Origin of the sequence: Variovorax sp. SRS16 (genome assembly GCF_901827165.1) — a bacterium.
Taxonomy (GTDB): Bacteria; Pseudomonadota; Gammaproteobacteria; order Burkholderiales; family Burkholderiaceae_C; genus Variovorax.
The window spans coordinates 542596-560632 of the sequence record NZ_LR594668.1 but is presented as its reverse complement, the minus strand read 5'-3'; the positions used below and the strand labels follow the sequence as shown (position 1 = coordinate 560632).

The following is an 18037-nucleotide window of genomic DNA, read 5'->3' as shown; positions in this document are numbered from 1 at the left end:
GGGGCTCCTTCGCTCAGATTGCTGCCGCACAAATTAGTTTGTGCGATTTGCGCGAATTGTCCCCGATCACACAGAATCTGCAAAGCAAACTCCTGATCTAGCTCATGTCACACTCCGAACTCCTCTCGGACTTCTTTCTGAAAAGCCACATGGGTTTCATTTGTCTAACACTCTTGAATACCCTCTAATGCATTTATGGGCGATTTTCTTGTTATAAATCAAAGACTTATGTCATTTTTGCGAGCAGATACAGGAGAAAGCCGAGCTTCAACAGGAGCTAGGTCGAGTCGATTCAGGACGATGCATGAGGCTCTTCAGGCGCCCAGCAGGGTGGATTCGGGAGTGAGCAGAAGGCCACGCAGGGCACGCAGCAGGGACTTCGCCGGCAGGAGAATACCGCTCAAGAGCGCGTCACATGAGCTCCGACGGGATTCCGAGCCTCCTGCGACCGTTCCAACATGCAACTTGACATGAGCTTCAACAGGATTTTGAAGCTGCCGAAGGTGCGGTTGCGCGCTTCTCGCTGGGAGACTCGAAACACGGAGGTGACCGGTCCACACATGAAATCATGCGTTCACCTGAGCGGAATCGGGGTTACATTGACGCGCATTCAAGGAATTGGTTGTGCAGAAGACGTCGATTTCCCTCCAATCGTCAGACGAGGTCCAAGCTCAGGATCGGCCAGAGGGCGACCGGGTTTTCAAAAAACCTGTCAGCACACTTGCGATGTCGGCACGGTCGCAGCCGATCACCGTGCTGGGCCGGAAGACATACAACGTCCTCCTCTGTCTTGCGCAGGAGGAGTTGAGGAAGGGAAAGGACGTCGAGGTGCACCGCGCGCCGCTGAGCGAAGTCGTTCACATTCTCGAGTACGACTCGAACGATCTCGAGCTGATCAAGAAGCACTTCCGGGCGATGCTAACGACCACGGTGGAATGGCAGTCACCAACGACAGGAGAGGGCGACAAATGGATCGGCTGCAGCCTGCTCGCCCAGGCCTCGATTGAGAAGGTCCGCGGGCAGGTGTGGATTTCTTGGGCGTTTGCCCCGGCGCTTCGACACGAACTCCTGAATCCGCGCGTGTTCGCGCGGATGAACCTGGCGATGATCGCGCAGCTGCGCACCTATGCGGCCGTGTGCCTTTACGAAGTGGCGAACCGCTACAAGAACGTAGGGCAGAGTCCGCGCAAGGAATGGCGTTGGTGGCACGACCCGATCACAGGCAGGTCGCCTGACGCCGTTCGCCTGGAGAAACTGGACTACTCCTTCTTCAAGCGCGACGTATTGAAGCCAGCGATCGCGGAGATCAACGCGGTGACCGATCTTCAGATTGAGCTGAAGGAGCACAAGCAGGGCCGCTTCATCCACGAGATCCAATTTCTTATTCGACCCAACGAGCAGCGCCAACTGGCCCTCGAGCAAGCCCCGGAAAAAGCGGATCTCGAGTCGGTTCGACAGGCCCGGGAACTGGGCATCAGCGACGCTCGAGTCGAGAAGATCGTCGACGCGTTTGGCGCCGAGGCGTTGGCCACGGCGCTCCCGGATCTGCGGCGACGAATTGAGACCCCATTTCCTGAGCCAGTGCGCGATCCGGAGCGTTACCTGCTTTCGTTGATGCCCGGGCACGCTGAGCGCGCTAGCGCGCGGGCCGTGGCAGCCGAGGCCCGCAATGATCCAGAAAGTCGAGAGTCGAAAGACATTCAGGGTCGGCGGCGCGAGGCGTACGAAACGGCTTGGAGGGCGTCACGGCTCAAGGCGGTCGAGGACGATTTCCGCAAACTTTCTGCGCCTGAGCAATTCCAGATAGCCGGCGAGATCCTCCGGGCGATGGAAGAGTTGGTGCGCCAAGGCGCAGGACCGGTTCATCCACAGATGATCAAGCGTCTGAAGACGGACGGTTGGACGCACGACCTAGTCAAACGCAGATTCCTTGCGATGTACGCCGAGGCGACCATCGGCAAGGCTTGGAACGTTCCCACGGATCAAGACCTGCTCACGGTCGCCGCGCGGCTCGGCGATGCGGGGGTGCACTGAGGATCGCTCGGCATGGGTGAGGGTGAAGGGCGCCACGCACGACAACGCCGGTAACTTCGGCGACGATCTGCCTGGACGGCGACACTCATCCTGTCCGGCCATGCTGCTTGACTATCCACTCAGCTCCTCGAAGGAGCCGAAGTCCGTATTTCCAAGGGCACCTTGCGCAAGTGAGCAGCTGTCGCTTCCACTACCGCTGGCGATTCTGCAAAGCGGGGAAGGGCGCTCCAATTGCCCACACGTCCCTCACGATGACGACGTTCGACCACCGCGAGTACGTCGTCAAGCACTCGCAGCTGCGCGCTGCGCTCAGCGGGGTGCGAAGACAACGGCAGCTCCGGAAAATCAGGGTGTGCGAAAAGAGTGCCCATGGTTCGGTCGCTTTCAAAAAACTATACAGCACATGACCGGTCAGCGCAGCCGATCCCATTTGAGGTTGCAGGCCAGCGCCGACGCCTCGTCATAAACGAAATAACGATCATCCGTCCTCCTGAACCATGAGAGCAACGAGCGCTTAAGGTGGTTTCTGCGCGAGAGCCCGTTGGCGAGATAGCGCTTGGCCAGATCGTCTTGCTAAGCAGTGGTGCAACTGAACTGCCCCGGGATGTGTCGCAACCGCTGCACCCACAGTACGCGCTTGGTGTTGTCATGCTCGACTTCACCGAGTACGTCGTGCCCAGTTGTAGGAGCCGGTGCCCCGCCTTGGATGACAAAGGGAGCACATTGTTATCAGTATGTGATAATGATAAGTATGACGCGCCGCGATCCCTCTCTAGACACGTTGTTGGATCTGAACGGCCAGGTGTTGGTGATCGACGAGGCCGGCTACTGGGTGAAGTTCGCGGTGCATCAGGTGCCAGCCACTAGGGATAAGCCGCATGGCCTCGACTACACGCTAACCATGCACGGCCCCGATGGTGAACGCCTGGTTGGTTTCGACAACGCTCACCACGTGACGGCCCAGCAAGGAAGGGCGCACAAGGCCAAGGACCACAAGCACCGGCTGCGCACGGTCAAACCCTATGACTACACGGATGCCGCGACCCTGGTTGCTGCGTTTTGGAAGGAAGTCGAATCGGTGATGCGAGAAAAAGGAGTTTGGACATGAAGACGTTGAAAGTCGGAATCGCCTCGTATGAGGACATGAAGGCGCGCACGATGGCCATCGCGAGGGGCGAACTGCGCTCCAAGGCAAGCGATCCCAAGGTGTGGTTTACCTCGCCCGAAAGCTTTGCCAAGCTGCTGTCTAACCGCAACCGCGCGCTCTTGGCGCAAATCGCCGACACGCACCCTTCATCCCTGCACGAGTTGGCCGTCAGCACCGGTCGCACGCCCGGCAACCTCTCGCGCACCCTGAAGACGATGGAGCGCTACGGCCTGGTGCGACTGAAGAAGGGTGAGCACGGCCGACTTCGCCCCGAGGTGCCTTACCGCGAAGTGCAGTTGGAAATGACGCTGTCGTAGGGCAAAGCACGTTCCATCAGAAACCTCGTGTGAGCTTGCCGCGGTGCGCGGCATGACGCGCCGGCCGATCGAGCACTATCGCCTCTTGATCGACGCATCGCTGGCTTCAATCACCTCAAGCCTCGGCGCTCAGAACAACTCTTGCGCGACGCCCCGCCATACGCTCGCTCGCTCTCGCCACGGCCAAAGCTGGCCGCGTCCTGAACGTATCGTCCGTACCGGTCCCGCGGTCGACCCAGTCCAGCTTGAGTGCCTCGTAGACCGGCTGCCAGCCGTCGCCGCGGCGCAGCTGCATCGCGGGATTGGGCAGATAGTGGCCGTTGCGGGTGCGAGCCCACAGCTTGCGCGCCGGCTTGTAGCCGCTGTCGACCTCGGCGCGCGCCAGCACCTGGTTGAGGTAAATGGAGGACGCGTCGAAGTTCGCCTCGAAGCTGCGCATCAATTTCGGCAAGAGCGGGTCGGGCGAGCGTTGCACGATGTCTTCCAGCAGCGCCGGCGACAGCCACCCCAGTTCCGCGAGCAGCGGCCAGGTCGCCCGCAGACCGAGCAGGTGCAAACGGGCCTCGGCCATCCAGGCGAGCGGCGCCGGTTTCCGTCGCCACGATTCGATGGTGGCGACCGCCTGCGCGGCGGCCTCCCAGTTGCCTGCACGCAGCCACATCTTCGCCGCATGGGTCTGCGGATCCCGGGCATCGAAGGCCAGCGATCCGGCGCGGCCTGCGAGTTCCTGCCAGCTCGCAGCGAGCCAGACGGTGGCACCGCCTCGCTGACTGTGCGCTGTGCGGCGTGACGGATCGTCTCCTGCAACATCTGTCGCGCCTCGCGCAGGGATACGTGGTCGCGAAACGCCTCGTGCCGGCCGACTTCGGCGGCCTCGATGTGGCCGGTGAGAACGCGCAGCGACGGCAAGGACTCGTCGGCCGGATATTCCGAGGAAAGGCGATCGCAAGCTTGCAGAGCGGCCGACGCGTCGCGCCGCTCGAGCGCATGCACAGCGTCGTTTCTCAGCATCACCTCGCGGCTGTGTTCGAAGATGTCGAGTTGCATCCGGATCACCCGTGCATCAAGGTGACTCCCCCATGGCTTGCAAAAGGGGTTCGGGAGGGATCCGATACAGGGTGAGATCGCAAGGCCCAAGGCCGCTAGTTGGCCGCCCTCATGGTCTCCTGCTTCGACCGCCCGCGCGGCATGCCGAGCGGGCGGGTGGTCATTGCATCCAATTGTTGCGATCATGGCCGTCTGCCGCGGGTCTGCCGACCCCCATTGCCGTATTCAGAAGCCTTCGTAGTTGGCGCCGGCCACTTTCGCCCGCTCCATCAACACGGTGCCTCTATGCGTGGGCCTGCACCGCATGCACTTCGAATCCCACGCCGAGGCGCTGACGAACAGCGCTGAAGATCGCGGCCAGGTTGTCCATGCTCGGATTACCCTGGGGTGACAGCATGCGGTGCAGGCTCTTGCTTGGCTTGTGAGTCGCCTGCGCAAGCTGCTCGAAACCGAGGGTCGCGTTGACCAGGTCGCGCAGGATCAGGCGTGCGGTCTCAGCCTCGCCGTTCAGGAACAGCGTAGCCGCTTCGTCCAGCAGGGCCTTGGCGAAGGCAGGATCTCGCTCCACGCGCTCGATCACCGTGTGTTTGAAATTGCGGGTCAGTGCCATCTGTTTCACCTCTTGTGTTTGCCGAACTTCCTTGCGGCTGCAGTAGCGGCTTTCTTTCTGGCCTTGTATTCGGATTGCAGCATCTTGGCTCTGTCGATGTCGCGCTGCTGACCGCGCTTTGTTCCGCCGCCGAAGAGCACGATCAACCGGTCACCGTCCTTGGCCAGATAGATGCGGTATCCGGGCCCCCAATCGATGACGTACTCACCAAGCCCATCGAACCATTTCACGCTCGAGGTGTTGCCGAGTTCGAGTCGCAGCTTGGCCGTCACCACTTTGGCTGCAGCCTGCGCATCCAGGCCATCGAACCATGTCTTGTAGGGGCTTGATCCGTCTCGCGCAGATACTCGTCGACTTGAATGCCCATATCCAATGGTGACGTATAGGTTACCCAAATGGCAAGCGCCTCGTCCGGGGCAGGTGCCCAGGGCCGGTGGCCCGGCTGCAAGCGATCATGCCGTTGTTGCGGCCGGTCCGGAAATGACCCACGCGCCGGATCCTCGCCGCCCGCACGGCTTGTATAGCGCGCGGGGCTTCGGCCCTTTGATTGGCGCCCGCCAGTCACTAGGGTGCGCGAAATCTGGCGGCGCCGATGTTCATTCGCCGCTCACTGTCGACGGCTGATCGACAGCCGCCATCGCCACCTCAGGTCAGCGGAGCGCCAACACCTGAGCCAGAGTCTGTCGTGGCTGGTGCGACGATTTTCGAGCGCACCACGGGAAATGGCGGCAGCCCAGCCAGGATTTCGCGCCCGTATCGCATCGTCACGACGCGCGTATCGCACACGGTGATCACGGCACGGTCGGTCACGGTGCGCACGCCGCGGCCGGCCCATTCGGCCAGCTTCATCGCCGCGCGCGGCACGGCGATCGCGACAAACGGGTCACGTCCCTGGCCACTCAACCATTCGGCCAACGCTTCCTCCACCGGAGTTGGGGTGGGGTGAAGGGGAGCTTGTCGATCACCACGTGCTCACACAGCGGCCCCGGCAAGTCGATGCCTTCACCGAACGATTGCAACCCGAAGATGATGCTGCGTTTGCCGCGCGCAACGCGACGGCCGCGCTCCGCGAGCCACGCGTTGCGCGAGCACTCGCCTTGCATCTGCACCTGCCCACTCAAGTCTTTCGGCAGCGCAGCGTGGCGGGCCTCCATCTGGCCCCTGGAGGTGAACAGTGTCGGCGCCGATTCAATATTGACCACCAACACCTCTGCTTGCGCCCGCCAAATCGGGTCCAAGGTGGCGCTGGATTTCCACATGACCACAAGCGCGGGCGAGCGGCTGGATGCGTAATTCAGGTCATCGTCGTCGGCCATTTCAGGCGAGCGTAGTCGCTGTTTCACACGAGCGTAGTCGGCATTTCAGATGATCGACGAATCGCCGTGGGGCGATGGTGCGTCTCCCACCGTTGGGTGAAGGTCCAGATCCTGCTCTTTGGCCATGAGAAATCCTGAACTCGCAGCGAGCGAAACGTTCCTCGCGGCTGGGTTTGCCCGGCTGCGCCGGTCGGGCTGCCCCAGGTTCGCGCGGTCGCGCTCATTCGTGCGGGACGACACGCAGGCGCCTTCCGAATCTCCGACGCGGAAACCGGAACGAAGGCATTCGTGGTGCTTGTGGAGGGTGGGGTGTCTGGCGCGTCTTGGGTGGGCCGCGCATGCCGCGGTGGACCTGCTTTCAGAGCCACCTCTTGATCGACGCATAGCTCGCACGGTCCGCTGTCCAGGGCTTTGGGCTTCGCCACGATGGACACCGTCGCGGTGAAGTCCGGGCCGTCAAACATGTACAAGCTGGGTGGTGCAGTGACGCTGGCATCGCCAGGTGGCGACGCCTTTGGTGCTCCTCGTTCAGAACGTCTTGAGATCGCGGTGGGTGTTTCGGTGATCGACGGTGCCGATCGGCTCGTCTATGGCGACGTGCGCGATCGCTGGATGGCGTCAAGCAGCATGGCCGGTCAAACGACATTCATCTTGGCCGCTGAACAAGCGGCGAACGAGGTGCGGCGCCGTCATTTGGGCGCGGACGGGGCGCCTCTTTCCGAGCCGCGCACCGTGCGGACCATAGAGAGGTAGAAGTCGAAATGACGCGCGGTTCTCAAGCCGTGAATCAGGTCGGCGGCGTCCCTTCGACGATGAGGCCGACGCCATATGGTGTGGGGAAATTGAATGTCTCGGCGGACGTATCGGCGGCGGCACAGCGAAAGCTCACTGCCGAACCATCGAGATCGCAGGCGTCCGTGGCTAGACCGATATCCAAGGCTTCTGGCATGGCAAGATGATGGAAGCATGGCGCCGTCACCCTGCACGAAGAGGATAGGCTGCACTCCTATGACCGTTTCTCACCAGCTAGCCCAAGATACCTCCGTCTGGAGGCGCTTTTGGTCGCCTCGTACTTTTCTGGAGGTTGTGCCCGGCGGGGCGACCTCTGAAGAGGCGGGAGAGATCAACTATCGAAATGCTGTCTGGTTGAAGACGTACATGGACATTTACATTCTGCGATGGGGTGCGCTTTGGGCCTTGACGATATTCCTCGTGATTTCGGCAACAGGCGAGGAGATTCCGGATTTGGTCTATGTGCTTACGCTCGCATCGACGCTGGTGTCATCGGTTGGCTTGGCGACCATGATCCTGATCTATCGTCGTGCGGCCAAGGCTATCCAAGGGTGAGCTGGATTCAGGGGTCACTGAGCACCGCCACGTGTCGTGCAACGCGATGTCGTTTCGCCACAAAGAAAAACCCACAATAACGGCATGCCGTCCATCACTGCTACCGCGCGTCCCCGCAAATCGGTCGGTTCTCAAGCGCTCGAGCCGCCCGCTGCTTCGTCGAATCTGGTTCAGATGCTGATCGCCAGTGGATACGCAGACGTCCGTGCGATCGGTGATCAGGTCTGCGCCGTCAAGCGATTCAATTTCACGACGGCTGTGGTCGTCGGCTTGGACGACGTTGGATATCAGCGCCGATACTGCTATGAGCATCAGGCCGATGCCCGGGCCGCGCTGTTGGCATGGGATGGTCGCGGACATCCGTCCGGGCCATGGATCAAATGCAAGGGCGCAGGCATCGATCTGCTGAACCCTGCGCTTTGTTAAGCATTCAGCAAGCCAGCGCAGCTTTCGCTGCTTAACCACCAGCGCATCTATAACCGTAAATGCAGGTGCTAGCGATGCGGTTGCGGCGCATGAATGGCTGGCAGGCAATTCGGAAGCGCGCCGCGCGGGCCTCGGAGTTGACTCAGTCTGGCCGACGTAAAGCGAGCAGGTCTTGGCAATCGAGTGGGGATTTGGGCCCCACGATCAGCGACCTTTCTCGCGACGGTACATCTATTGCGCGAAGTCCTGGAGCGACTTGCCGCTGTCGATGGCGGCTTTCAGCCACCCGGGCTTCGGACCGCGGCCGGTCCACGAGTTCCCCGCGCCATCGCTGTAGTGGAATTTGGATGGCGCACGCTTGGACTTCTTCGCGGGCGCCTTGGCGGCCGGAGCTGCCGCTTCGACCTGCGCAGCTGCCGCAGCAGCTGGTTTCGACTTGGCGCTCGACCCAGCCCGGAACTCGTCGATCGATCGTCCTGCCTTCAAGGCATCGCGCAGCCAATGCGGACGTGGACCCCGGCCTGACCACACATTGCCATTGCCGTCGCCGAACTTCGCTTTCGACTTGGTAGAAGACTTCGCTGCCGCAGTCTTCGGTTTTCCGGTGGCGTTGCCCGGCTCAGAGCCGAGTCCCAGATGCGCCGCAGTCAGACCGTAGTGCGCGATAGCGACCCTGATACGCTCGACCACGCCTTTGATTTCACCGTTGCGCATCACTTCTGCTTGGCGCTGGAGTTGATCGATCTGTTTTTGGATCTGCTTATAGGTTTGTGCCATTGCTTGCTTTCTTGAGTTATTGAGGGGGAGCGTACTCGAACTCCCCAGCCGCGATTCTGCCAGTCTCCGAACGGTAGCGCGATGATTTAGATGCCGATGGATTATTTGCTGAATCAGATCCGCGTGACCAGTCACGACTCCGCGCGAATTGACAATCACTTCAAGGTAATACGCGGCGCTGGCGAGAAACTCTTGCTTTCCTCACTCCAAAATGGGGCACCCGAAGGGCTTGCACGCTCGTGGCATGGAGCGAAGCCAGAGTCACGAAGGTCGACTGTGCGACCACACAGATCTGATCGGCATCCCGCAGGGGAGGGCGACCGTTCGCAGCTCCGACCTGGTTCAGACTACGTCGATCGGTGTGGTCACGACACGCTTGTACCTGTCCATCACCTCTGGCTCGACACCCAGCCAACGAGCCACCATCTCAGGCTCGAAGCCGCGCCGCAGCTGTCGCAAGGCGAACGTATGCCGCAGCCGGAACGAGCCGCCCTCGTTGCTATCGAGCCCTGCATCTTCCAGCACGGCTTTGGCACACTTGTACTGCGACTCTTTCCCCCAGGGCTTTCCTGCGCGGGTCGACGGAAACAGGAAGGTGCCTTCGATCGCAGCCTCGCGCCGGACCTGCAGCCAATGCTGAAGCAGCTCGCCCGCCCATGACGCGATCGGCGTCTCCCGCGCCAGCGAGTTGCCGTCGCCCGGTACGGCAACCTTCCAGGGCCGATCTCGCACGCGGCCACCGCGCGAGACGGGGGAAGCCAACGTCAGGGCGCGAACGTCGCCGGGCGTCAGCCCGCCCCCCAACTGCAATGCCACCGCGGTCCGGTTGCGAAGCTCTTGCCATGTGAAAGCTGCGTGGGCATCTCTTCTTGCAGCGGAAAGCCCGGGGCGCGGCCGCGCGTTCGACAAAAAGGTAATCAGATGCCTGGCCTCGGCGACCGACAGGAACTCTGGTAATGGATCGGCGTGGGCGGACTCGGCATACCGCACCTCGGGGTGCGATTCGAGCCAGTCTGAGGCTGCAGTGTTCGGCGGCATGTCGGTCTCTGCAGCATGGTGGCGCAGCACCCGATCGATGAGGCGCACCAGCTTCAGTGCGTGGCGGGGTGAGAGGGAAAGATCCGAACTCTTGCGGCCGAAGCGCGCTGCCTGGAAGGCCTGCAGATCCTGCAAGTCGAGCGATGCCAGCGTGACGGCGGGGGACTGGCCCAGACACCAGGCCGCGAACGCACCCCACATGTCGCGATAGACCTGGACCGACGCCGGCTGGCGCAATGAACCTGAAGCGCGCTGGCCATCGAGCCACTGCTCGAACGCAAGACGATGGCTCTCGGCGGGCGTTTCGTCGAAAAGGGGGAGGGATGAAGTGGACATTTAAATACGCTAACGGCGCTTCTTTTGATTATGTATCGGGGCGGTGAGGCACGTGTGAGACGGACGTTGGTTTTAGGTGTAAGAAGTGTATGCCGTTAGCGTAAATTGATGTGGCACGATGCCGCCGACTGGCGCAATCCCGTCATGCCATCAAGCACGTTGAGCATGGGTTCTTTCTGCTTGGCCGTTGCGCGAGGCGCCACGCCTGCCTGGCCGTAATCAATCCTGTAGCGCTGCAAGGCGATCTACCTTGCTTCCAACCAAAAAGGCCCCGCCTTTCTTCAGATCAGGCTCTTCATGCAGCTCCCAGCTTCTCGAATTCGCCGCGCAAAAACGCGACGACCTCGGCGAGGTCCAGTGCCTCCAATCGATTCTTTTGCAGGAATGCGGCCCACTGTCTTTGTTTCGCCGCATCCTGCGCGAATGCGTCACTCAAACCCGAGGGGAGGGTGCTGGGCAATGCCAGTTTCCGCCGCGCAAACGTTGCTTCGATTGCGCGGCGCAGTTCGGTGGTATCCAAGGTACCTTCGTGCAGCAACACCCACAGATCGAAATAGTCCTTCATGCGCGTGTTGACCATGCCCAGCAGGCACACCGCATGAAACTTCTCGGCCACCACGGTGTATTTCGGATAGGTGCGCAGGTGTGGAGCGGGCAGGCCCTCGAGCAGCACCGGGTAGCTCACCGATTCCGCCACGGGCGTGACCACATCGCCAAAACCGATGTCCACCTGCAGTGCGATGCGCGCACCGTCCAACTTCGCCTGCAGGTCGATCCGTACACCGCCGTAGCCCGCTTCCTTGCGAATCACCGAACCCTTGACGGAGGCCGGGTCGAACGCGATGCCATCTTCCACCGTGATCTCGCAGATCTCGCGGAACGCCGAAACTGCGGAGTCGATGTCGTCCGGGCCAAACCCCAGCAGGTCCGCATCGCGCGTCGGCCGATGCGGTTGGTCATACCACAGCGAAAACAGCAGGGCGCCCTTGAGCAGGTAATTAGGCGCATGGGGCGAGACCGACAGCCGGTACAGCAGCCGCTCCAGCCCATAGTGGGTGAGCGTCAGGTTGAAGTCCTGCCTCGAGGCATCGGCGCGCTGCTTCAAGCGGGAGAGGATGGAAGCGGCGAGGTTGCGGCTCATGCAGTGATGCTTTCCAGATAGGGCCGCATGACATTGGCCACGCGATCCGCCGTGGCGTAATGCCACAGCGCATCCATGGTCAGCTTGCGCTGCGACCAGCCATCGCGCAGCGCCTCCAGCGCCACGTCCAGGCCGATCTTGTTGCGGTACTTGAAACAGTCGGCCACCGTCTTGGCCGCATTGAATACGGCCACATTCACGCCATCGATCACGACCGGTTCGATGCCCTCGGTCAATGCCGCCCCCGACATGCGCACCACGCGCAGCGCCGGTTGGTCCAGGCGGGGTGTGGGCGAGTGATGGGGGATCGCCATCCAGACCTCGAACGGCGCCTGCGTGCCGATGTCGTGGACGCGCAGCGCCGACAGCAGGCACACCACGCCCCGCGGCACGCGCAGGGCGACCTCGGCCAGGGACCGGTGCTCGCTGAGCGCGCGTCCCGGCAGGCTGTAGATGCCGCGGGCGACTCGTTCGAGCTTGCCGGCCGAAACCAGCCGGCTGAGGACCATCGTCGCCACGCCGTGCTCAGCCAGATCGCGTGCGCGCAGCAGCGGCTGGCGCTCGGCGAGCGCCAGGGCGGCCTGTTCCAGCGTTGATTCCGAGCGGAGTGCCATTCTTAGAGTATGTTGCAATAATTATTCATTTGTCAATAAATGACTAGATAACGCATCTGCGGCCGGAACACCGATAGGGTGCGCCAGGTGCGCGCTTTCAGCGCGCGGCCAGCAGCTAGCTCGTCATGTGAGGCGAGTGGCCGACGACCCATTGCGCGGGCGAAAGTAGCCAAAGACGTGCGTCACCCTCCGCAAGAACTTTAGCGGCTAAAGTCTGTGATCACGTTCAATCATTGGCGCCTGGCATCCGTGTACATCCACATCTTCTACACAAACGTTCTGCGGCTACTCCACGAGCAAGGCATGACCAAGCATGAGCTTGCAGAGAAAGCAGGGGTGTCCATCTCCTACTTGTCGGACCTGACGAATGGGAAGGCCAACCCCTCCCTCGAACTGATGGAGCTGATTGCCGATGCACTCGACACACCGCTCCCGCTGCTTCTGGAATCAACAGATCTCGACCGCGAGGCCCTCGATGCCCTCAAAGGCGCCTCCACCAAGAGTAGTCTTCCATCCGGTTTCGAACGCGTCTCCGTGGTGCTCCCCAGCGTGCAGGCGTTCCAGGTGAAGCAGTGGGGCGAGGTCGCCCGCAAGCGCCTCCAGCGCACCTGAGAGACCAGGGCGTAAGCGCCAGCCGCGTTTTAGCGGCTAAAACCCCGTCGATTCGAATGCTACGTTGCCCCGCACGGCGCAATGCTGGTCGTCGTATGCACGAAAAATCTCTCTTAATGAACGATATATCGTTAGTTTAAGTGTAATAATGCGTCCAGTTGTTAATCAGGATGCAGGTTGTGACAGAGGACGACATTTCGGTAAAGCAGACGCGGGCGAAGGCGATGCTCGTGCGCGACCTCGGAGAGGTCTTCATGGGCGCCCTGAACGATCCGCGCACCGTGGAGATCATGCTCAACGCGGACGGAAAGCTCTGGCAAGAGCGCCTCGGCGAGGGCATGCGCCACATTGGCTCGATGCGCGGCTCGCAAGCGCAGTCGGTGATGAAGACCGTGGCGGGCTACCACGGCCGCGAAATCACGAAACTCAAACCCATGCTCGAGTGCGAATTCCCGCTCGACGGATCACGCTTCGCTGGCCAGCTGCCGCCCGTCGTGCGCGAAGCCACGTTCGCCATCCGCAAAAAAGCCGTAGCGATCTTCACGCTTGACCAGTACGTGACGAACGGCGCAATGACTGCGCAGCAATGCGACGTCATCCGTGCGGCCGTCAGGGGGCATCGCAACATCCTCGTGATTGGCGGAACCGGCAGCGGCAAGACAACCCTGGTCAACGCGATCATCGATGACATGGTGGCGCTCGATCCGACTGAACGCATCGTCATCATCGAAGACACGGGCGAGATCCAGTGCGCCGCGATCAATCACGTCCAGTTCCACACCACGGTGGACGTGAGCATGACGATGCTCCTCAAGACGACGCTGCGCATGCGCCCGGACCGCATCCTCGTCGGCGAGGTCCGCGGCCCCGAGGCGCTCGACCTGCTGCAGGCCTGGAACACCGGCCACGAAGGCGGCGCGGCCACCCTGCATGCGAACAACGCCCGCGCGGGCCTCACGCGCCTGGCCATGCTTGTGAGCATGCATCCCGATTCCCCGAAGCCCATTGAACCGCTGATAGGCGAGGCCGTTCACGTGATTGTTCACATCGCCCGCACGCCCGAAGGCGATCGACGCATCCAGGAAATTCTTGAGGTTTCCGGCTACGCCGATGGCGCCTACGTTACCCGCAATCTTTGAAGGACCCCTGTCATGTTCACCCCTCCTCATCAACCCATGCGCGCAAACCGCACCGCAATGCTGGGCATCGTCGCGGCGCTGTTCATCCTGTTGATGATCCTGTCGCAGCACGCGCACGCCTCGGCAGGGACAGGCGGAGCGCTCCCCTATGAAGATTCGCTCGACAAGCTGCGGGCATCGGCCACGGGGCCCGTCGCGTTCGCGCTTGCCATCATCGGCCTCGTCATCGCCGGCGGCGGACTGATCTTCGGCGGCGACCTCAATGGCTTCTTCCGCACGCTGATTTTCTTGGTGCTTGTGATCTCGCTCCTCGTCGGAGCCCAGAACATGATGAGCACATTCTTCGGGCGCGGCGCTGTCCTCGGCGCAGTCTCTCCGAGCTCGGTTCTCGTCCACAGCACGCAGGCCTGAGCGATGGCCCTGCGCACTGTTCCCATTCGACGGGTCGGCAACCGAACCAACCTCTTCATGGGCGGGGATCGTGAGCTGGTCATGTTCTCTGGTCTGCTTGCCTTCGCGCTGGTATTCAGTGCGCAGGAAGTCCGCGCCACGGTCTTCGGCCTGGTGCTCTGGTTCGCATCGCTCTTCCTCTTTCGCTTGATGGCAAAAGCCGATCCACGGATGCGTCACGTGTATCTGCGCCATCGCCGCTATCGGGCCTTCTACCCTCCACGCGCAACACCGTTCCGTGAGAACACGGCGATGCAAGGGAACCCATACAAGTGATCCCCGCAATCACGGTCTTCATCGCGTTGCTCGGCGCGCTCCTCCTGTTCATTCTGTGGGCACGCATTCGCGCCGTCGACAGCGAGCTTCGCCTGAAGAAGCATCGTTCGAAGGATGCAGGCTTGGCCGATCTGCTGAACTACGCCGCCCTGGTCGACGATGGCGTTGTTGTTTGCAAGAACGGCTCGTTCATGGCGGCGTGGCTCTACCAGGGCGAGGACAACGCCAGCGCCACCGAGGAGCAACGCGAGGCGGTGTCGTTTCGCATCAATCAAGCGCTCGCCGGCCTTGGAAGCGGCTGGATGGTCCACGTCGACGCTGTACGTCGACCAGCACCGGCCTACTCCGATCGCGGCCTCTCGCATTTCGGCGACTCCGTCACTGCGGCCATGGATGAGGAGCGCCGTCGCCTGTTCGAAGGGCTCGGCACGATGTACGAAGGCTACTTCGTCATCACCGTCACCTACTTCCCGCCGATGCTCGCGCAGCGTCGCTTTGTTGAACTCATGTTCGACGACGACGTCAAGGCGCCCGGCCACAAGGCCTGCACGGCGGGGCTCGTCGAAAGCTTCAAGCGCGAGTGCCTGAGCATCGAGTCCCGCCTGTCTTCGGCCATCAGCCTTCAGCGCCTGGTCGGTGAAAAGAAGGTTCAGGAAAACGACCGCGAAGTCACACACCACAACTTCCTGCGCTGGCTGCAGTTCTGCATCACAGGCATCAATCAACCGATCCAGCTCCCGTCCAACCCCATGTACCTGGATGCGCTGATCGGCGGACAGGAGCTGTGGGGCGGGGTGGTGCCGCGCATTGGCAAAAAGTTCGTGCGAGTCGTGGCGATCGATGGCTTTCCTCCGGAGTCCTACCCGGGCGTCCTCACCGCGCTCGGCGAGCTGGCCTGCGAGTACCGCTGGTCTTCGCGCTTCATCTTCATGGACGTGCACGAAGCCATTTCGCATCTGGAGAAGTTCCGCAAGAAGTGGAAGCAAAAAGTCCGTGGCTTCTTCGATCAGGTCTTCAACACGAACACGGGAAGCGTCGACCAGGACGCCATGTCCATGGTGAACGACGCCGAGGAAGCCATCGCCGAGGTCAATTCCGGAATGGTGGCGGCCGGCTACTTCACCAGTGTTGTCGTCCTGATGGACGAGGATCGAGCCAAACTCGATATCGCCGCACGTCAGATTGAAAAGGCCATCAACGTACTCGGGTTCGCAGCGCGCATCGAAACCATCAACACGATGGATGCGTATCTGGGAAGCCTGCCCGGCCATGGCGTGGAGAACGTCCGCCGCCCGCTCCTCAACACGATGAATCTGGCGGATCTCTTGCCCACGTCGACCATTTGGAGCGGTCAGAACTCGGCGCCCAACCCGATGTATCCCCCGATGGCGCCGCCGTTGATGCACTGCGTGACGCACGGCGCGACACCGTTTCGCTTCAACCTGCACGTGCGCGATCTGGGCCATACCTTTGTCTTTGGTCCCACCGGCGCCGGCAAATCCACGCTCCTGGGGCTGATCGTTGCTCAGGCCCGGCGCTATCAAGGCATGTCGATCTTCGCGTTCGACAAAGGCATGTCGATGTATCCCTTGGCCGCTGCAGTCAGGGCGGCGACGGGCGGTCGAACCGGCCTTCACTTCACGGTTGCGGCCGACGATGAAAAGCTCGCCTTCAGCCCGTTGCAGTTTCTGGAGACGAAGAGCGATCGCGCCTGGGCGATGGAGTGGATCGACACCATGCTCGCACTCAACGACGTCAAGACGACGCCCACGCAGCGCAACGAGATCGGAAACGCCATCGTCTCCATGAGCAGGAGTGGCGCGACCACATTCTCCGAATTCGTCGTCACGCTGCAAGATGATGCTCTGCGGGAAGCTCTGCACGTCTACACCGCTGACGGCGCGATGGGTCACTTGCTCGACGCCGATCGCGACGGGCTGGAGCTCTCGGACTTCACGGTCCTGGAAATCGAGGAGCTGATGAACCTCGGAAATCGGTATGCGCTGCCGGTGCTTCTCTACCTGTTCCGACGCATCGAGCGTTCGCTGCGTGGCCAGCCCGCCCTGATCGTGCTCGACGAAGCCTGGCTGATGCTAGGTCACCCGGTGTTCCGAGAAAAGATCCGCGAATGGCTCAAGGTGCTTCGCAAGGCGAACTGCATGGTTCTTATGGCCACTCAGAGCCTGACGGACGCCGCCAATTCCGGCATCCTGGATGTGATTGTCGAGTCGACGGCAACCAAGGTCTTCCTGCCCAACATCTACGCACGGGATGAGGACACCTCGGCACTCTATCGCCGCATGGGGCTGAACACCCGACAGATCGAAATCCTGGCCACGGCGATTCCCAAGCGCCACTACTACAGCGTTTCGGAAAAGGGGCGACGGCTTTTCGACCTCGCCCTCGGGCCCTTCTCATTGGCGTTCGTCGGGCACACCGACAAGGAGTCGGTGGCGGACATCAAGAAGCTCGAAACCCGCCATGGCGACGGGTGGGTGGCCGAATGGCTGGCACTCAAGAACCTGAACATGAATGAACTCGCAGCAGCTGCAGCATGAGAAATCCTTTCAAGAAGAGACGGACGGCACCGAGCACCAAAGCTCCACGCGCTCAGATGCAAGAGAACCCGTACTTTGCGGCACGCAGGACGTGGAACGATCACGTGGGCGGGGTCGTGTCCTCGCGCCAAACCTGGCAGGTGGTAGGCATTCTCTCGATGCTGATTGCCCTGGCAGGCGTTGGCGGCATGGCCCACATCGGCGCCCAGTCGAAGTTCGTCCCCTACGTCGTAGAGGTCGACAGGCTCGGCCAGGCCGTCGCAGTGCAGCAAGCCGGCCGCGCCGCGCCGGTGGACGAGCGCGTCGTACATGCCACGGTCGCGGCGTTCGTCTCTGACGCGCGAATGGTGACGCCAGACATCGCCCTGCAACGCAAGGCGGTCTTCCGCCTCTATGCGTTCCTAGGACCCAACGATCCGGCCACGGCCAAGATGAACGAATGGCTCAACGGCACTGCAGATGCGAGTCCATTCAAGCGCGCTGAAAAAGAGACGGTGAGCATCGAAATCCTCTCCGTGCTGCCGCAAACCCCTGACACCTGGCAAGTCGACTGGCGGGAGGTCACCCGCGATCGACAGGGCGTGGCCAAGGGACTTCCTTCGCGCATGCGCGCGCTGGTCACTGTGTTCACCGTTCCACCGTCGACAAAGACGACCGAAGAGCAGATCCGAAACAACCCCATGGGGATCTACGTGCGCGATTTCTCCTGGTCCAAACAGGTTTGAGACGTTCATCATGAAAAAGTACATCTCAGCCTTTGCTCTCGGCCTGCTGCCCCTGACCACGATGGCGGCAACTCCGCCCAATCTCGAAGGACCGTCAGCAGACCCGCTCGCTGCACCCGTGCCGGCC

At 61.6% G+C, this 18037-nt stretch carries 20 protein-coding genes and 2 pseudogenes; 13 read left to right on the top strand and 9 right to left on the bottom strand.

Annotation, left to right across the window (positions count from 1 at the left end; all coding sequences use genetic code 11):
- Positions 1-624 precede the first annotated feature (624 nt).
- From E5P2_RS34940 to E5P2_RS34930, 3 genes are all read left to right on the top strand, one after another.
- Positions 625-2034 (top strand): replication initiation protein, encoded by a 1410-nt coding sequence (locus E5P2_RS34940; protein WP_162571620.1) that lies wholly within the window; start codon positions 625-627, stop codon positions 2032-2034.
- A 751-nt stretch (positions 2035-2785) separates the two neighbouring features.
- On the top strand, positions 2786-3142 hold the full coding sequence (locus tag E5P2_RS34935; RefSeq protein WP_162571619.1) for a toxin-antitoxin system TumE family protein: 357 nt from the start codon (positions 2786-2788) through the stop codon (positions 3140-3142).
- Complete coding sequence (locus tag E5P2_RS34930; RefSeq protein WP_162571618.1) at positions 3139-3498, top strand: HVO_A0114 family putative DNA-binding protein; 360 nt, start codon at positions 3139-3141, stop codon at positions 3496-3498. The genes E5P2_RS34935 and E5P2_RS34930 overlap by 4 nt, the downstream gene beginning before the upstream one ends.
- Positions 3499-3613: 115 nt before the next feature.
- Here E5P2_RS34930 and E5P2_RS34925 read toward each other — a convergent pair whose 3' ends face one another.
- Positions 3614-4159 (bottom strand): hypothetical protein, encoded by a 546-nt coding sequence (locus E5P2_RS34925; protein ID WP_162571155.1) that lies wholly within the window; start codon positions 4157-4159, stop codon positions 3614-3616.
- 125 nt (positions 4160-4284) lie between these two features.
- Between E5P2_RS34925 and E5P2_RS34920 the strand changes: the two genes are divergently transcribed.
- Complete coding sequence (locus tag E5P2_RS34920; protein WP_162571617.1) at positions 4285-4620, top strand: hypothetical protein; 336 nt, start codon at positions 4285-4287, stop codon at positions 4618-4620.
- A gap of 208 nt (positions 4621-4828) precedes the next feature.
- On the opposite strand, the gene E5P2_RS34915 is transcribed toward E5P2_RS34920, so the two are convergent.
- The 3 genes and pseudogenes from E5P2_RS34915 to E5P2_RS38325 form a co-directional block, all read right to left on the bottom strand.
- Entirely contained in the window at positions 4829-5155 is a 327-nt protein-coding gene (locus E5P2_RS34915) for a helix-turn-helix domain-containing transcriptional regulator (protein ID WP_162571616.1), read from the bottom strand.
- Between the two features lie 5 nt (positions 5156-5160).
- Positions 5161-5522: pseudogene (locus E5P2_RS34910) on the bottom strand (type II toxin-antitoxin system RelE/ParE family toxin).
- A 278-nt stretch (positions 5523-5800) separates the two neighbouring features.
- Positions 5801-6309: pseudogene (locus tag E5P2_RS38325) on the bottom strand (helicase C-terminal domain-containing protein).
- A gap of 588 nt (positions 6310-6897) precedes the next feature.
- Between E5P2_RS38325 and E5P2_RS34895 the strand changes: the two are divergent.
- Complete coding sequence (locus E5P2_RS34895; protein WP_162571613.1) at positions 6898-7224, top strand: hypothetical protein; 327 nt, start codon at positions 6898-6900, stop codon at positions 7222-7224.
- Between the two features lie 34 nt (positions 7225-7258).
- On the opposite strand, the gene E5P2_RS34890 is transcribed toward E5P2_RS34895, so the two are convergent.
- Positions 7259-7420: a hypothetical protein gene (locus E5P2_RS34890; protein WP_162571612.1), complete on the bottom strand. Its 162-nt coding sequence runs from the start codon at positions 7418-7420 to the stop codon at positions 7259-7261.
- 59 nt (positions 7421-7479) lie between these two features.
- Between E5P2_RS34890 and E5P2_RS34885 the strand changes: the two genes are divergently transcribed.
- Positions 7480-7818, top strand: a complete 339-nt coding sequence (locus E5P2_RS34885) for a hypothetical protein (RefSeq protein ID WP_162571611.1) — start codon at positions 7480-7482, stop codon at positions 7816-7818.
- Positions 7819-7902: 84 nt separating this feature from the next.
- The gene (locus E5P2_RS34880; protein ID WP_232081008.1) at positions 7903-8244 is read left to right on the top strand and encodes a hypothetical protein; all 342 of its coding nucleotides are present in this window, start codon (positions 7903-7905) and stop codon (positions 8242-8244) included.
- A 231-nt stretch (positions 8245-8475) separates the two neighbouring features.
- Here E5P2_RS34880 and E5P2_RS34875 read toward each other — a convergent pair whose 3' ends face one another.
- The 4 genes from E5P2_RS34875 to E5P2_RS34860 all read right to left on the bottom strand — a co-directional run bounded on the left by E5P2_RS34875 (position 8476) and on the right by E5P2_RS34860 (position 12150).
- The gene (locus E5P2_RS34875; protein ID WP_197908655.1) at positions 8476-9021 is read right to left on the bottom strand and encodes an H-NS family nucleoid-associated regulatory protein; all 546 of its coding nucleotides are present in this window, start codon (positions 9019-9021) and stop codon (positions 8476-8478) included.
- A 342-nt stretch (positions 9022-9363) separates the two neighbouring features.
- Positions 9364-10395, bottom strand: a complete 1032-nt coding sequence (locus E5P2_RS34870) for a tyrosine-type recombinase/integrase (RefSeq protein WP_162571609.1) — start codon at positions 10393-10395, stop codon at positions 9364-9366.
- Between the two features lie 295 nt (positions 10396-10690).
- A complete protein-coding gene (locus E5P2_RS34865; protein ID WP_162571608.1) occupies positions 10691-11536 on the bottom strand; it encodes a nucleotidyl transferase AbiEii/AbiGii toxin family protein in 846 nt (281 codons plus the stop codon).
- Complete coding sequence (locus E5P2_RS34860) at positions 11533-12150, bottom strand: type IV toxin-antitoxin system AbiEi family antitoxin domain-containing protein (RefSeq protein ID WP_162571607.1); 618 nt, start codon at positions 12148-12150, stop codon at positions 11533-11535. The genes E5P2_RS34865 and E5P2_RS34860 overlap by 4 nt, the downstream gene beginning before the upstream one ends.
- A gap of 249 nt (positions 12151-12399) precedes the next feature.
- Between E5P2_RS34860 and E5P2_RS34855 the strand changes: the two genes are divergently transcribed.
- The 6 genes from E5P2_RS34855 to E5P2_RS34830 all read left to right on the top strand — a co-directional run bounded on the left by E5P2_RS34855 (position 12400) and on the right by E5P2_RS34830 (position 17910).
- Entirely contained in the window at positions 12400-12762 is a 363-nt protein-coding gene (locus E5P2_RS34855) for a transcriptional regulator (RefSeq protein WP_162571606.1), read from the top strand.
- A gap of 179 nt (positions 12763-12941) precedes the next feature.
- Positions 12942-13901, top strand: coding sequence for a P-type conjugative transfer ATPase TrbB (trbB, locus tag E5P2_RS34850; RefSeq protein ID WP_269475719.1), 960 nt, complete (start codon positions 12942-12944; stop codon positions 13899-13901).
- A gap of 57 nt (positions 13902-13958) precedes the next feature.
- Complete coding sequence (locus E5P2_RS34845) at positions 13959-14312, top strand: TrbC/VirB2 family protein (protein WP_443083583.1); 354 nt, start codon at positions 13959-13961, stop codon at positions 14310-14312.
- Between the two features lie 3 nt (positions 14313-14315).
- Positions 14316-14627, top strand: a complete 312-nt coding sequence (locus E5P2_RS34840) for a conjugal transfer protein TrbD (protein WP_162571605.1) — start codon at positions 14316-14318, stop codon at positions 14625-14627.
- Complete coding sequence (locus E5P2_RS34835; protein ID WP_162571604.1) at positions 14624-17185, top strand: VirB4 family type IV secretion/conjugal transfer ATPase; 2562 nt, start codon at positions 14624-14626, stop codon at positions 17183-17185. The genes E5P2_RS34840 and E5P2_RS34835 overlap by 4 nt, the downstream gene beginning before the upstream one ends.
- A complete protein-coding gene (locus E5P2_RS34830) occupies positions 17182-17910 on the top strand; it encodes a conjugal transfer protein TrbF (protein ID WP_162571603.1) in 729 nt (242 codons plus the stop codon). The genes E5P2_RS34835 and E5P2_RS34830 overlap by 4 nt, the downstream gene beginning before the upstream one ends.
- Positions 17911-18037: the final 127 nt, after the last annotated feature.

What these genes read in the sequence shown, in the direction of transcription:
- E5P2_RS34935 (WP_162571619.1), top strand. Translation starts at nt 2,786, where the DNA reads ATGACGCGCCGCGATCCCTCTCTAGACACGTTGTTGGATCTGAACGGC.
- E5P2_RS34930 (WP_162571618.1), top strand. Translation starts at nt 3,139, where the DNA reads ATGAAGACGTTGAAAGTCGGAATCGCCTCGTATGAGGACATGAAGGCG.
- E5P2_RS34925 (WP_162571155.1), bottom strand. Translation starts at nt 4,159, where the DNA reads ATGTGGCTGCGTGCAGGCAACTGGGAGGCCGCCGCGCAGGCGGTCGCC.
- E5P2_RS34915 (WP_162571616.1), bottom strand. Translation starts at nt 5,155, where the DNA reads ATGGCACTGACCCGCAATTTCAAACACACGGTGATCGAGCGCGTGGAG.
- E5P2_RS34895 (WP_162571613.1), top strand. Translation starts at nt 6,898, where the DNA reads ATGGACACCGTCGCGGTGAAGTCCGGGCCGTCAAACATGTACAAGCTG.
- E5P2_RS34890 (WP_162571612.1), bottom strand. Translation starts at nt 7,420, where the DNA reads ATGCCAGAAGCCTTGGATATCGGTCTAGCCACGGACGCCTGCGATCTC.
- E5P2_RS34885 (WP_162571611.1), top strand. Translation starts at nt 7,480, where the DNA reads ATGACCGTTTCTCACCAGCTAGCCCAAGATACCTCCGTCTGGAGGCGC.
- E5P2_RS34880 (WP_232081008.1), top strand. Translation starts at nt 7,903, where the DNA reads ATGCCGTCCATCACTGCTACCGCGCGTCCCCGCAAATCGGTCGGTTCT.
- E5P2_RS34875 (WP_197908655.1), bottom strand. Translation starts at nt 9,021, where the DNA reads ATGGCACAAACCTATAAGCAGATCCAAAAACAGATCGATCAACTCCAG.
- E5P2_RS34870 (WP_162571609.1), bottom strand. Translation starts at nt 10,395, where the DNA reads ATGTCCACTTCATCCCTCCCCCTTTTCGACGAAACGCCCGCCGAGAGC.
- E5P2_RS34865 (WP_162571608.1), bottom strand. Translation starts at nt 11,536, where the DNA reads ATGAGCCGCAACCTCGCCGCTTCCATCCTCTCCCGCTTGAAGCAGCGC.
- E5P2_RS34860 (WP_162571607.1), bottom strand. Translation starts at nt 12,150, where the DNA reads ATGGCACTCCGCTCGGAATCAACGCTGGAACAGGCCGCCCTGGCGCTC.
- E5P2_RS34845 (WP_443083583.1), top strand. Translation starts at nt 13,959, where the DNA reads ATGCTGGGCATCGTCGCGGCGCTGTTCATCCTGTTGATGATCCTGTCG.
- E5P2_RS34840 (WP_162571605.1), top strand. Translation starts at nt 14,316, where the DNA reads ATGGCCCTGCGCACTGTTCCCATTCGACGGGTCGGCAACCGAACCAAC.
- E5P2_RS34830 (WP_162571603.1), top strand. Translation starts at nt 17,182, where the DNA reads ATGAGAAATCCTTTCAAGAAGAGACGGACGGCACCGAGCACCAAAGCT.